The following is a 12,818-nucleotide window of genomic DNA, read 5'->3' as shown; positions in this document are numbered from 1 at the left end:
GTAATTTCCATGGCTTTCGAACTGCCCCCGTTGCCCTACGACTACGAGGCGCTGCAGCCCTACATGTCCAAGGAGACGCTGGAGTACCACCACGACAAGCACCACAAGGCCTATGTCGACAACGGCAACAAGCTGGCTGCCGAGGCCGGCATGGAAAACCTCTCGCTCGAAGAGATCGTGAAGCAGTCCTTCGGCAAGAACGCAGGCCTCTTCAACAATGCCGGCCAGCACTACAACCACATCCATTTCTGGAAGTGGATGAAGAAGGGCGGCGGCGGCAACAAGCTGCCGGCCAAGCTGCAGAAGGCGGTCGACAGCGATCTCGGCGGCTACGACAAGTTCAAGGCCGACTTCATCGCCGCCGGCACGACGCAGTTCGGCTCCGGCTGGGCCTGGCTGTCGGTCAAGAACGGCAAGCTGGAGATCTCCAAGACCCCGAACGGCGAGAACCCGCTGGTTCACGGCGCATCGCCGATCCTCGGCGTCGACGTCTGGGAGCACTCCTACTACATCGACTACCGCAACGCGCGTCCGAAGTATCTGGAGGCCTTTGTCGACAGCCTGATCAACTGGGACTACGTCCTGGAAATGTACGAGAAGGCCGCCTGATCGCGTCACTGCGACGATTTTGGAAAGCCCCGGTTCGCCGGGGCTTTTTTGTTTCGAAATAGTGCCGGCTCGAGGGGACAACGGGGAAGAAATCAGGCAGCGTCGTCGTTCAAGCCCCAGGCAGCTTTTTTGCAACCGGAGAGGAAGTTTCATGAAGAAGTTCGCAATCGTGGGCGCGATTTTTGCGCTCGGCGTCGGCGTGGCGTTTGCAGACGCGATCGAGGACCGGGAGGCGCTGATGAAGGCCAACGGCAAGGCGATCGGCACGCTGGCCGCAATGGCCAAGGGTGAGAAGCCCTTCGATGCGGCGGTCGCCAAGGATGCGCTGGCGACGCTGGAAGCGGACACGCAGAAGTTCGACATCGCGGCACTCTTCCCGGAGGGATCGGCGACGGGCAAGTCTGAAGCCTCGCCGAAGATCTGGGAGAACATGGCCGATTTCACGGCCAAGGCCGACGCCTGGAAGAAGGCCGTCGCCGACGCAGTGGCTGCCAATCCGCAGGACGTCGCGGCACTGGGCGCGCAGGTCGGCGCCATTGGCAAGACGTGCGGCGCCTGTCATGAAGTCTACCGCATCAAGAAGGACTGAGACGCCCACTGAATGAAGACGGCCGGAAAAATCGCCGGCGCCGCAGTCGTGCTCTGCGGCGCCGGTCTTGCCGCGTTCTGGCTCCTGACCCTGCCTGAGAAGCTCGGCGCAGAGGAGGCGGCCGCGCTGGACACCGGCGACGCGGCGCGCGGTGAGCGCGTCTTCTACGCAGCCGGTTGCGCATCCTGCCATGCTCGGCCGAAGGCCGAGGGCGACGCGGCGTTGCAACTGGCCGGCGGCGTCGAGCTCAAGACGCCGTTCGGGACTTTCGTCGCCCCCAACATCTCCAGCGATCCGGCCGACGGAATTGGAGCGTGGAGCGCGGAAGACTTTGGCAACGCGGTGCTGAAGGGGGTCTCTCCAGACGGCGAGCACTACTATCCGGCGTTTCCCTACACGTCCTACGCCAGGATGGAGATCGGCGACGTGGCCGACCTCTACGCCTTCATCAAGACGCTGCCGCCGGTGCAAGGGAAAGCGGCCAACCATCAGCTCGGCTTCCCCTACAATATCCGGCGCGGGCTCGGATTGTGGAAGCGGCTCTATATGAGCAGCGAAGCGGTGATCGCGCTCGATGATGCCGCGCCCGAACCGGTGAAGCGCGGCCGCTATCTCGTCGAAGGCCCCGGCCATTGCGGCGAGTGCCATACGCCGCGCGACGCCATCGGCGGGAGCGACAAGAGCCGGTGGCTCGCGGGCGCCGTCGCTGCCGAGGGCGAAGGCAAGGTGCCCAACATCACGCCGGGCGAGGGCGGTATCGGCGACTGGTCGGAGAGCGACATCGCCTACATGCTGGAAACCGGCTTCCTTCCGGACTTCGATTCCGTCGGCGGGACGATGGCCGCAGTACAGCGCAACATGGCGAAGCTGCCTGCGGAAGACCGAGCGGCAATCGCCGCCTACCTTAAGGCTGTTCCGCCGCATCCGAACGGGTATTGAGGCTCCGCAAGCAGCGAACTTGCGAAGCCTCGATGCCGCCGTTCTACGCGCCGAAGCGGTCGATGACCTCGTCCAGCGCCACGTGCCCGCGCAACGCGCCGGAGCCGGACGGCACGTCGCCGTTTTCCAGCGCTTCCGCGAACCTGACCGCCGGCAGCGCCTCAATGCGCTGCCGCAGCGCCGAAAGCCTGGGATAGGCGCCGGCGTCGGCCGCTTCGTGGAACTCCGCCCAGCGGGCGACGCCGATCAGGGTCGTCTCGGCAAGCGACACGCGGTCTGCGACGAGGAAGCCATTCTCGGGCAGCATTTCCTCCAGCTTCTGGTGGCGTTCCCTGACGGCGCTGCGGCCATAGCGGCGAAGGGCGTCGAGATAGGACGGCTCCTCGCCTTCGCTTTCAAGGGCTACCCACAATGGACTGAACGCTCCGGTGAAGCCGGTGTTCACGAAGGCGGCAAGCTGGTGCATGCGATCGGCTTCCGGGGATCCCGGCTCGAAGCTGACACGCCGTTCGACGTCGCGCTGCTCGATCCAGTGGATGATCGCCATCGTCTCGGTCAGCGCCCGCCCGTCCTCGGTGATGAGCGCTGGCGTCTCCTGCCGACCGTTGAGCCGTGCATAGCGTTCGTTCTTCATGTCGTGCAGCATGTCGACCCGGCAAAGCCGGTAGGGCTGCCCCATGAGCTCGAAAGCGGCGACAAGGCCCATCGAGCTCCCCAGTGGGAAGCCGTAAACAAGGATAGGTTCCATCAGATAGCTCCGTGATGTCTGAAATCACGCTGCGCAGCTGAGCTTGATCTAGTGGGCCGCTGTCCCCACGTAAATTACGAACAATTTTGTAACCAGGAGCGCCGGATGAAGGACACCGTCTCGAGCTGTCCGATCGAGGACGTCATGCGGGTCCTGAGCGGACGCTGGCCCACCCTGCTCATCTACTACCTGAAGGAGGGCACGAAGCGCTTCAGCGATCTTCGCCGCGACAATCCGACGGTGTCGCATCGCATCCTCGCGCTGGAACTGCGCAAGCTGGAGGCGGTATCGTCACCCGCACCGCCTATTCGGGTTACCCGCTGCGGGTCGACTACGACCTGACGCCGGCGGGCCAGGCGCTGGTGCCGCTGATCGATGCGCTGGGCGACTGGTGGGAGGAGACGAGGGCCGCGCCAAGCGAGGCGCCGACGGCCTCGCTACGACCGGCGGCGTGAGCGCCAAGCGCTGTCAGGAAGCGGCGGCTTTCCCCACCACCTTCAGCGCAAAGGCATAGTTGAAGGCGACTTCCTCGAGGCGCGAGAAGCGGCCTGAGGCGCCGGCGTGGCCGGACTTCATGTTGATCTTGAACAGAACCGGATTGGCGTCTGTTTTGGTTGCCCGCAGTTTCGCCACCCACTTCGCCGGCTCCCAGTAGGTGACGCGCGGGTCGGTCAGGCCCGCTACCGCCAGGATCGGCGGATAGGCCTGCGCGCTGACGTTGTCATAAGGCGAGTAGGCCGCGATCGTCCGATAGTCCTCGGCCGAATCGATCGGGTTGCCCCATTCCGGCCACTCGGGCGGGGTGAGCGGCAGCGAGGCGTCGAGCATGGTGGTCAGCACGTCGACGAAAGGGACTTCCGCGATGATGGCGCCGAACGCGTCGGGGGCCAAGTTGGCGACGGCTCCCATGAGCATGCCGCCGGCCGAGCCGCCCTGCGCGACGATGCGGTCGTGGCTGCTAAAACCCTCGGCGACGAGGTGGCGCGCGGCGGCGATGAAGTCGGTGAAGGTGTTCATCTTCTTGGCGCGCTTGCCGTCTTCGTACCAGGCGTAGCCCTTGTCCTTGCCGCCGCGGACATGCGCGATGGCATAGACGAAGCCGCGGTCTGCCAGCGACAGGATGTTGGTGTTGAACGAGGCCGGTATCGACGAGCCGTAGGAACCGTAGCCGTAGAGCAGTGCGGGTGCGCTGCCGTCGAGCGGCGTGTCGCGGCGGTAGAGGATGGAGACCGGCACCAGCTCGCCGTCCGGGGCGGGAGCCATCAGGCGGCGCGTGACGTAGTCGTCGGGGTTGTGGCCCGACGGCACCTCCTGCGTCTTCAGGAGCGCGCGCTCGCGCGTTCCCATGTTGTAGTCGAAGAGCTGCGCCGGCGTCGTCATCGACGAATAGGAGAAGCGGATCGTGTCGGTGTCGTATTCGTACGAACCCGACAGGCCGAGCGAAAACGCCTCCTCGTCGAAGGAGATGGCGTGCTCGGCACCGCTCGCACGCTCGCGCACGATGATGCGCGGCAGGCCGTCCTTGCGCTCGAGGCGGACCATGTAGTCCTTGAAGCCCATCACCGACAGGATGAGACGGCCCGGCTCGTGGGGCACGAGTTCGGTCCAGTTTTCGGGCGCGGGATCCGACACAGGCGCGGTCATGATCTTGAAATCCTTGGCGCCGTCCGCGTTGGTCAGAATGAAGAAGACGTCGCCGCCTTCCTCGAGGTCGTACTGACGCTCGGTGAGGCGCGGGGAGACGACCCGCGGCTCAGCCAGTGGATCGTCCGCCGGGATGAGGCGGTATTCGGACGTCTGGTGGTCGTGGACCGAGATCATGATCCACTTGTTGTCGCGGGTGCCGTCGACGCTGATGAAGAAGCCGGGATCGGCTTCCTCGTAGATCAGCTTGTCCTCCGAGGAAGGCGTGCCGAGGCGGTGAAGGAAGACTTTTGAGGGCCGGTGGTTCTCGTCGAGTCGGGTGTAGACGAACGCGTCGTTGGCTGCGGTCCAGACGCCGTCGCCGCCGGTGTCCGGCACGATGTCCATGCCATCCTCACCCGTGGCGAGGTCGCGGACCCGCAGCGTGAAAAACTCGGAGCCCTTGTCGTCGAAACCCCAGAGCAGCTTGCGATGGTCGCCCGAGTGATCGACGCCGCCGATGCGGAAATAGGGATGGCCTTCGGCCTCGGCATCGCCATCGAGGAGGATCGCCTGCTCGCCGCCGTCGCGCGGTGTGCGGAAGAAGCGGGGCTGCTCGCCGCCGGTCTTGAACGACGTGCCATAGGCGAAGGGGCCGTCCTTCATCGGGACGGACGAGTCGTCCTCCTTGATGCGCCCCTTCATTTCCTGGAAGAGTTGCTTCTGGAGGGCTTCCGTGTCGGACATCAGCGCGGACTGGTAGGCATTCTCGGCTTCGAGGTGCGAGCGGATGTCGGCGGCCAGTACGTCAGGGTTCCGGAAGACTTCCTGCCAGTTGTCGGCGCGCAGCCACGCGTAGTCGTCCGTCCGCCGGATGCCGTGGTGCTCGTCCGCGACCGGGCGCCGGTCTGCGCCGGGTGCGGGCAGGGCTTCAAAGCGGGGGGAAGTCTTCATGGCAGGTTTCCGGTCACTTAACGGGAGATGAATGTCGGGATCAGCAGGTATTCAACCATGCTGGTGCAAAAGTCGAAGCATATCGTCAACTGATGACTTTGGGAGAAGGGCATGACTGACCTGATCAAGCTTGGAATGGTGCTGGCCCTGGCTTCGGGCGCCGCCCTCCACGCCGGCGCAACCAATGCCGCCACCTTCGCCGCGTGGGAGGTTGCCAACGTCGCCTGGGGCGACACGCTCAACGTCCGCAAGTATCCGTCGAGCGGATCGCAGAAGCAGGCCGCCTATCCGAACGGCACGGTGCTGCAGATGACGGGCAAGTGCACGGGAGGGGTCAACCTTCTGGATATCGCGCATCTGTCCGAGGCCAAGCAGCGCCAGGCGGTGCGCTACCAGTGGTGCGAGGTCTGGCATGATCCTAAGCAGGACGGCGACCACGTGACCGGCTGGGTGTACGGCAGGTACATTGCGCCGTACTGAGCCGGCACAGGGCGGGTCCGTTCGGATCGCTCAGTCCTTCTCGAAGTCGAGGGCCGTTCCGTTCATGCAGTAGCGGAGCCCGGTGGGCTGCGGGCCGTCCCCGAAGACGTGGCCGAGATGCGCGTCGCAATCGGCGCATTTCACCTCGGTGCGCGTCATGAAGTGCGAACGGTCCGTGTGTTCGGAGACCGCCGTGCCGTCGACGGGTTCGTAGAAGCTCGGCCACCCGGAACCGGAATCGTACTTCGTCTCGGAGCGAAACAGCGGCTTGCCGCAGGACACGCAATGGTACGTCCCGGCCTCCTTGTTGTTGAGGTACGGTCCGGTGAAGGCGCGTTCGGTGCCATGCTCGCGGGTGATGCGATATTGTTCAGGTGTAAGCTTGCTGCGCCATTCGGCATCGGATTTCCGCATCTTGGGCTTCTCGTCCTCCTGCATCGTCATCACTCCTGCGGGTTCTTCATCTGCGCATATGTAGGGGCGGCCAAGGCCCGCAAAAGGCTTGCCTCGCCAAAAGTCCTGCCCGTCAATGCCGCGGCAGGAAAGTTTCATTCCGGTCGTAATGAATTGCGACGCCTGCCGCGGCGGATCGATCGCAGCGTCATCTTGGGCTTGCGCGGAACGCGCGAAATTTTGATCGGAGATACTGCGAAAGGGATGTACTGAAGGGTGTTTTGGGCGAATTATGCCATGTTCGGATGCCCTGTAGTGTCTCCGCTAGCAACAGAAGGTGCCTCCATTCGGAAATATAGTTAAAATAAGCCAGAAATCGTTGCCAGACCAGCTCGAATCCAGGGTTTGCGAATTGACTTGATGTACTGGTCACTCCATTTAGTGGACGGCAGCGCGATTCGCAGGACGCATGAACGATATGGCGCGCGCCAAAGCCCTGAAAAAACGGGTACGACTGAAACTTTCTTACATTGGGGCCTGAAGATAATGGATATGTCAGAACCATCGGGAAGAAACTCGGAGATGCTGATCGAGCTGACCGCAGATGTGGTCGCCGCGTATGTCAGCAACAATCCGGTACCGATCGGGGAACTGCCCAACCTCATTGCGGACGTGCATGCGGCGCTCGGCCGCGTCGGTGGGACACCCGAGCAGCCGGTCGCTGAGAAGCAGAAACCCGCGGTAAATCCGAAGCGTTCGGTTCACGACGATTACATCGTCTGTCTTGAAGACGGCAAGAAGTTCAAATCGCTCAAGCGTCACCTGATGACGCACTACAACCTCACGCCTGACCAGTATCGTGAGAAGTGGGGCCTCGACCCGAGCTATCCGATGGTCGCACCGAGCTACGCTGCAGCCCGCTCGCAGCTAGCGAAGAAGATGGGGTTGGGACGCAAGCGTAAGGCCGCGGCACGCTGAGCGCAGAGCCGCTCGCACCTGTTTGGCGGCGCCTGCGGGCGCCGTTGGTGTTTTTGCAGGCTCCGGATCCGACCACGGCCGAAGCCTTATCATTTCCGGCCCATGCGCCGCGCAACTCGTCGAGCGCCTGCTTCAGCGCGATGTGCCTGTTGAGATCGTAGCTCCAGTGCGCGCGCGCCGCCTTCATGCGCTCCCGCTGGATCGCGCGGGAGATCCGCGCAATGGTGCGCTCAAGGTCTGCACGCTCCGCGTTTTTCGGGTCTGGCATGTCCACGCCGCAAGCCAACCGGACGGCGGCCAGCTGATTCGCGACCGCGGTCTCCCTCGTGAGCCTGCTCCGAAAGGCTGCAATCTCCTGCTCCAGTGATTCCATTCTCTGCTCCCTGCACGAACGCATTTGCGTGGCACGGGATGATGCGGCCTAACGCACGTGCGGGGACAAAAATGGGCAAAAGAATCGCTTCGCAAATTTATTCCGATAACCAAATCAACGGCTTGCGTTAAGGGAAGCGATCTTTTTGTTCTCATTTTGTTCCCATCGATCCTGGTTCCGCATATAAGAATGCTTTCCTAGGCACGGGAGCAGGCTTTGGCGGCGTCGGCGGTTCGGGAAGGTGAGGAGAAAATGTTCGACTGCGGGCGAGGGGTACGGATCCTTCTGCTCGTGTCTGATGAGGATGTACTGAGGCGTAAGGAGGAAATCTCCCTCGATCTCTGCGAGAGCATGATCGACATCGCGGCGGCGCTCTTCAACATCTCCAGCAAGGACATCCGCCGAACTGGCCGCTCGCGGCTGCCAACGACGCGCGTGCGGCAGGTGGCCATGTATGTCGCCCATGTCGCGCTGGGTCTCACGATGACAGAGGTCGGACGCGGCTTTGGCCGCGATCGCAAGACCGTGCAGCTGGCCTGCCATACGGTCGAGGACATGCGCGACGATGCGGAGTTCGACCAATTGGTGGCGCAGACCGAGCGCGTCGCCCTGGTCGCGCTGCGCAACAGGATCGGCGGGTGAGCATGACGTCAGGCGAAGACCACAAGAGCGCGCTGCGCGTCGCGCGGTTCATCCGCGGCAGGAAGGTGGCGGTCGTGCCGGCCGCCGACAGCCAGCGAATGCTGCTGCAGGACGAGGCCGATGGCGCGATATCGGCATCCAGGGCGCTGCTCGGCGAGATGTCGCGGATGGGCCTTGTCGAGCGGGCAGGGGAATTCATCACCCTGACGGTCGCAGGCCGAGCGCTCACCGAGAGCCAGCGCACGAAGGATGCGGTGCCCGAGGGCATGGGCGACCTCGCACTGATCACCCTAGACGATCGCCAGGGCGGTCAGCGGACGTTGGCTGACCTGTCGGAATCCCCGCTGGCGCAGCTGGCGCGCCGCCGTGGGCGCGACGGCCGGCCATTTCTTGAAACGAGGGAGGTGAATGCCGGTGAGCGATTGCGGATGGATTACACGCGCGGACAGATCATGCAGAGGCTCGGCGCAAACTGGATAGCCTCGGTCGCGAGTGGGAGGAGGAGCGGGGGAGGCGGGACGATCGAGCTTACCGACGCCGCGCTTGCCGCGCGCATGCGCGTCGAGAAGGCGATCGGCGCAGTCGGGCCGGAGCTCTCAGGGGTGCTGCTCGACATCTGCTGCTACCTGAAGGGGCTGGAGCGGGTCGAGGTCGAGCGCGGCTGGCCAGCCCGGTCGGCCAAGGTCGTGTTGAAGTCGGCTCTAGGCGCGCTCAGCCGCCACTACGAACCGTGCACAGGTAAAAGGCGCGCCGAGCAGATTTTGCACTGGGGTGCTGAGGATTACCGGCCGAGCCTCACCTGAGCGGCAGGCGATTGTCGGCGTGGGCGGCTTCAGGCGACCGCGCCGAGCGCCAGCTGGGCGTCGTGTTTCATGCGCTTGACCATGGAGCGAACGCCGTTGGAACGCTGGGGGGTCAGGTGTTCGTCAAGTCCGAGCTCGCGCAGCGTGATCTCGGCATCCGTCGAGACGATCTCGCTGGCGCGTCGGCCCGAATAGAGTGCGAGGAGAATGGCGACCAGTCCGCGCACGATGTGCGCGTCGGAATCGCCCTGGAAGGTGATCTTCGGGTCGTGGCCGTCACCGAGGTTCGTGTTCAGCCAGACCTGGCTTACGCAGCCGCGCACCTTGTGGCTGTCGTTGCGCGCGCTTTCCGGATATGGCGGCAGCTCCTGCCCGAGCTCGATGACATAGCGGTAGCGGTCCTCCCAGTCGTCGAGGAAGGCGAAATCGTTTCGGATGTCTTCGATCGTAGGCATGATTGATCCGGATATAGTCACGCAAGCGTCCAGCGTCACGAAAAAACGCGTGACTGCTCGTGATCCCTGCCGGCCAGCGTGCCGAGCGCGGCGAGATCGCGAAGCACCAGGCTCCGCCCGGATCGTTCTATCAGGCCTCTCTTGGCAAGCGCGCTCATCTCCCGCGATACCGCCTCCCTGTGGGTGCTGATGCTTGCGGCGAGCTCGAAATGCGTCGGCGCGGGGCTTAGCGACGCGCCCCCTTCTGCCTGACCGCTCTCTTCCGCCCTGCGCAACAGCTCGCAGATCAATCGCTGGCGCACGACCAGCGTGCTGAACTCGTAGACGCGATCGGTCAGGCGCCGGATCAGGATCGTCAGATGCTGGAGAAGCGCCCAGGCGAAGGCCGGGTTGCTGCTGACGAATTCGCGAAACGCTGTCGGCGATATGCGCGCGGCGCGCGTCTGCTCCAGGGCGACGATGCTGGCCGACCGGGCCCGGCCGTCGATGCTGGCAAGCTCGCCGAAAATGTCGCCCGGACCGATGTCGCTATAGGCGACTTCGCGGCCGTTCTCCCCGTAGAGGATGGCGCGGGCGCGGCCCTCGAGCACAAAGAAGACGTCACGACCGCTCTCTCCATGGGCGATGATCAGTTCGTCCTGGCGATAGGCGCGCACGATCCAGCGGCTGGCCAGCGCAGCGAGGTCGGCTTCACTTAGTGTTGCGAGGAAGGCGTGCGGGGCGGTCATTCTCATGTGCCTCCTTGCCGGCAGTATACGTCGCCCACCGCTGAAGCAAAAGCGTTTCGGGCTTGTCGGACGTATGCCGGAAGTGCGGAATCCCACAGACGGAACACCGAAGCTTCCCTAGCGTCAATCAAGACACGGTATGCGAACCTCAGTCAAACGCATTCACGGGAGGAGCGCCGGGGCGCGTTCCCGAGTGGGAGGACAAGATGGATCGTTTCGGCAGCGACGAGTCTGGACTGCTCGTATGGCCTCGCAGCAGGCCGCACAGGTGGTACGGAGGGGATGGGGTGCGGAGGGTGTGGCCTCAGCCGATGCGGCCGTTCGGGCGCACCGGCAGGGGCCAGCACCCGTCCGTCCTCAACCTTGACGGACCGATCGCCTTGGCGCTGCACCGTGCGCCGGTTCGGCTGTGTCGCCGACGCCGGCAAGGCGTGAGCGTTGTTCCATCCCTGACGGCGCTTGACGGCGATCTGTGCGCCGAAGCGCCCTCCGAGGAGGAGCAGAGCTGACCGGCTCGCCAGCGGTTGGCTCCTTGAAATCCGTTCCGGCCCCCGCCATCCCTAGGCGATGGGCTGCGAGGGGCGGGGGCTCCTCGTTTGCTACGGCACACGGCAGCCAACTGCTCGCGGCAGCTGACGGATCGCCGCGGCAACCTTGACTCATCGCCTCTTTCTGCAGCAGTTTGTCACGCAAGCGGTCAGACCAATTGACCGATCGAAGGCTCGAGCTGTCGAGGGGGGATGCCGATCAAAGCTATCGAACCGCCACGACTGTATCGCCAGGTGGCAGATCAACTGCGCCAGTTGCTTGACAAGGGCGAGTACCCTGTCGGATCTCGCTTGCCGCCCGAGCGCGAGCTGGCGGAGCAATTCGGCCTGTCCCGTCCGACTGTCCGTGAGGCCCTGATCGCGCTTGAGGTCGAGGGTCGAATCCGCATCCGCGTCGGCTCGGGCATCTACGTCACCGATCCGCCGCTGAGGGCCACGCTGGCGGGCGACAAGGACGAGGGCCCTTTCGAACTCCTGAGGGCGCGCGAGTTCATCGAGGGCGCTGTTGCTGCCGAAGCAGCGATGATGGTCGAGGAGAAGGACATCGCCGCGATCGACGATGTGCTCGGCCGCATGAGGACGAGCAGTCATCCTTCCGAGGAGACCATCGGGCTCGATCGGGAATTCCACACCACCGTCGCCGGCATCCTGCGCAACGCGGTTCTCGTGCGCTTCATCGGCGAGATGTTCGACCAGCGCATGAATCCGTATTTCCAGCGGCTCTCCAGCTATTTCGAGAACCGGGAATCCTGGCAGACCGCGCTGGAGGAGCATGTCGAGGTGCGTGACGCGATCGCTGCGCGGGACCCGGAAAGCGCAAAAGCGGCGATGCAGAGGCATCTGCGCCTTTCGCAACTCAGATTCTCACGGAATTTCAGTGAGAAGCCAGCAGCCCTGGAGGTTGCCAAATAGAGGAGTCCGCCGGGAGGAGATCGGCGGCCGGATCAGTCGGATCATCATCAGGAGGAGTGAATGTTCTCGAAATACGCCGCTCTCGTGGGCGCAATCGCCGCGCTCGCCATACCGTTCTCTTCTGCGTCGGCACAGACCGTCCTGAAGTGGGCTCATGTCTACGAAACGTCGGAGCCTTTCCATACCGAGTCGGTATGGGCAGCCGAGGAAATCGGCAAGCGGACGGACGGACGCTACAAGATCGATGTCTTTCCGGCTTCGCAACTGGGCAAGGAGTCCGACATCAACCAGGGCCTGACGCTCGGCACGGTTGACGTCATCATTTCGGGCTCCAGCTTCGCCGCCCGGGAGTTCCCGCGGATAGGGGTCACTTACTTTCCCTTCATCTTCCGCGACGCCAACCACCTTCTCGCCTACTCCAAGAGCGAGAAATACAAGGAACTGACTGGCGGATACGAGCAGGCGTCGGGCCACCACATCACCGCGACCACGTATTACGGAACGCGGCATACGACCTCGAACCGGCCTATCGAGAAATGCTCCGACATGCAGGGGCTGAAGATCCGGGTGCCGGACGTGCCCGCCTATCTCGCCATGCCGCGCGCGTGCGGCGCCAACACCGCGCCGATCGCCTTCGCCGAAGTCTACCTCGCCCTGCAGCAGGGAACAGTCGAAGCGCAGGAGAACCCGCTTACCACGATCGAGGCGAAGAAGTTCTTCGAAGTGCAGAAGCACATCGTTCTGACCGGCCACATCGTCGACCACCTCAACACCATCGTTTCGCAGTCGCGCTGGGCGCAGCTTTCCGACGAGGACAAGGCGATCTTCACGGAAGTCATGCAGGAGGCGGCGAAGCGGGCGACCGAGACGATCGTAGCCCGCGAAAAGGAACTCGTGCAGGTGTTCAAGGATCGCGGCCTGACAGTGACGGAGGTCGACCGCGCCGACTTCGAGAAGACCGTGATGGAAAAGGTCACCTTCGAGGAGTTCGGCTACGAGAAGGCCGACTGGGAAGCGATCCGCGCGGTCCAGTGATCCACAGCG

General features: G+C 63.8%; 14 protein-coding genes and 1 pseudogene. 10 read left to right on the top strand and 5 right to left on the bottom strand.

Annotated elements, in window-relative coordinates; all coding sequences use genetic code 11:
• Positions 1 to 9 precede the first annotated feature (9 nt).
• The 3 genes from PD284_RS19025 to PD284_RS19015 all read left to right on the top strand — a co-directional run bounded on the left by PD284_RS19025 (position 10) and on the right by PD284_RS19015 (position 2,137).
• Positions 10 to 609 (top strand): superoxide dismutase, encoded by a 600-nt coding sequence (locus PD284_RS19025; RefSeq protein WP_274629711.1) that lies wholly within the window; start codon positions 10 to 12, stop codon positions 607 to 609.
• 151 nt (positions 610 to 760) lie between these two features.
• Entirely contained in the window at positions 761 to 1,198 is a 438-nt protein-coding gene (locus PD284_RS19020) for a c-type cytochrome (protein ID WP_274629710.1), read from the top strand.
• A gap of 12 nt (positions 1,199 to 1,210) precedes the next feature.
• Positions 1,211 to 2,137: a cytochrome c gene (locus PD284_RS19015; RefSeq protein WP_274629709.1), complete on the top strand. Its 927-nt coding sequence runs from the start codon at positions 1,211 to 1,213 to the stop codon at positions 2,135 to 2,137.
• A gap of 43 nt (positions 2,138 to 2,180) precedes the next feature.
• Here the strand turns inward: PD284_RS19015 and PD284_RS19010 are convergent, their stop codons facing one another.
• Entirely contained in the window at positions 2,181 to 2,885 is a 705-nt protein-coding gene (locus PD284_RS19010; protein ID WP_274629708.1) for a glutathione S-transferase family protein, read from the bottom strand.
• A 105-nt stretch (positions 2,886 to 2,990) separates the two neighbouring features.
• Between PD284_RS19010 and PD284_RS19005 the strand changes: the two are divergent.
• A pseudogene (locus tag PD284_RS19005) lies at positions 2,991 to 3,340 on the top strand (winged helix-turn-helix transcriptional regulator).
• A gap of 13 nt (positions 3,341 to 3,353) precedes the next feature.
• Here PD284_RS19005 and PD284_RS19000 read toward each other — a convergent pair.
• Complete coding sequence (locus PD284_RS19000; protein WP_274629707.1) at positions 3,354 to 5,462, bottom strand: S9 family peptidase; 2,109 nt, start codon at positions 5,460 to 5,462, stop codon at positions 3,354 to 3,356.
• A gap of 111 nt (positions 5,463 to 5,573) precedes the next feature.
• On the opposite strand from PD284_RS19000, the gene PD284_RS18995 reads away from it, so the two are divergent.
• On the top strand, positions 5,574 to 5,942 hold the full coding sequence (locus PD284_RS18995; RefSeq protein ID WP_274629706.1) for an SH3 domain-containing protein: 369 nt from the start codon (positions 5,574 to 5,576) through the stop codon (positions 5,940 to 5,942).
• A 30-nt stretch (positions 5,943 to 5,972) separates the two neighbouring features.
• Here PD284_RS18995 and msrB read toward each other — a convergent pair whose 3' ends face one another.
• Entirely contained in the window at positions 5,973 to 6,380 is a 408-nt protein-coding gene (msrB, locus tag PD284_RS18990; RefSeq protein ID WP_274630698.1) for a peptide-methionine (R)-S-oxide reductase MsrB, read from the bottom strand.
• 501 nt (positions 6,381 to 6,881) lie between these two features.
• Between msrB and PD284_RS18985 the strand changes: the two genes are divergently transcribed.
• The 3 genes from PD284_RS18985 to PD284_RS18975 all read left to right on the top strand — a co-directional run bounded on the left by PD284_RS18985 (position 6,882) and on the right by PD284_RS18975 (position 9,131).
• Positions 6,882 to 7,313 carry a Ros/MucR family transcriptional regulator gene (locus tag PD284_RS18985; RefSeq protein WP_274630697.1) on the top strand — a complete coding sequence of 144 codons (432 nt, stop codon included), beginning with the start codon at positions 6,882 to 6,884 and terminating at the stop codon, positions 7,311 to 7,313.
• Positions 7,314 to 7,977: 664 nt separating this feature from the next.
• A complete protein-coding gene (locus PD284_RS18980) occupies positions 7,978 to 8,328 on the top strand; it encodes a helix-turn-helix domain-containing protein (RefSeq protein ID WP_274629705.1) in 351 nt (116 codons plus the stop codon).
• Positions 8,329 to 8,330: 2 nt separating this feature from the next.
• Complete coding sequence (locus tag PD284_RS18975) at positions 8,331 to 9,131, top strand: DUF6456 domain-containing protein (RefSeq protein ID WP_274629704.1); 801 nt, start codon at positions 8,331 to 8,333, stop codon at positions 9,129 to 9,131.
• Between the two features lie 29 nt (positions 9,132 to 9,160).
• Here the strand turns inward: PD284_RS18975 and PD284_RS18970 are convergent, their stop codons facing one another.
• Entirely contained in the window at positions 9,161 to 9,586 is a 426-nt protein-coding gene (locus PD284_RS18970; RefSeq protein ID WP_411956232.1) for a SufE family protein, read from the bottom strand.
• 35 nt (positions 9,587 to 9,621) lie between these two features.
• The gene (locus PD284_RS18965; protein ID WP_274629703.1) at positions 9,622 to 10,314 is read right to left on the bottom strand and encodes a Crp/Fnr family transcriptional regulator; all 693 of its coding nucleotides are present in this window, start codon (positions 10,312 to 10,314) and stop codon (positions 9,622 to 9,624) included.
• Positions 10,315 to 11,054: 740 nt separating this feature from the next.
• On the opposite strand from PD284_RS18965, the gene PD284_RS18960 reads away from it, so the two are divergent.
• Positions 11,055 to 11,774 (top strand): FadR/GntR family transcriptional regulator, encoded by a 720-nt coding sequence (locus tag PD284_RS18960; RefSeq protein WP_274629702.1) that lies wholly within the window; start codon positions 11,055 to 11,057, stop codon positions 11,772 to 11,774.
• 60 nt (positions 11,775 to 11,834) lie between these two features.
• Positions 11,835 to 12,809 carry a sialic acid TRAP transporter substrate-binding protein SiaP gene (locus PD284_RS18955; protein ID WP_274629701.1) on the top strand — a complete coding sequence of 325 codons (975 nt, stop codon included), beginning with the start codon at positions 11,835 to 11,837 and terminating at the stop codon, positions 12,807 to 12,809.
• Positions 12,810 to 12,818 lie beyond the last annotated feature (9 nt).

Origin of the sequence: Mesorhizobium shangrilense (assembly GCF_028826155.1) — a bacterium.
GTDB lineage: Bacteria > Pseudomonadota > Alphaproteobacteria > Rhizobiales > Rhizobiaceae > Arvimicrobium > Arvimicrobium flavum.
This window is presented reverse-complemented; position numbering and strand designations above follow the sequence as displayed.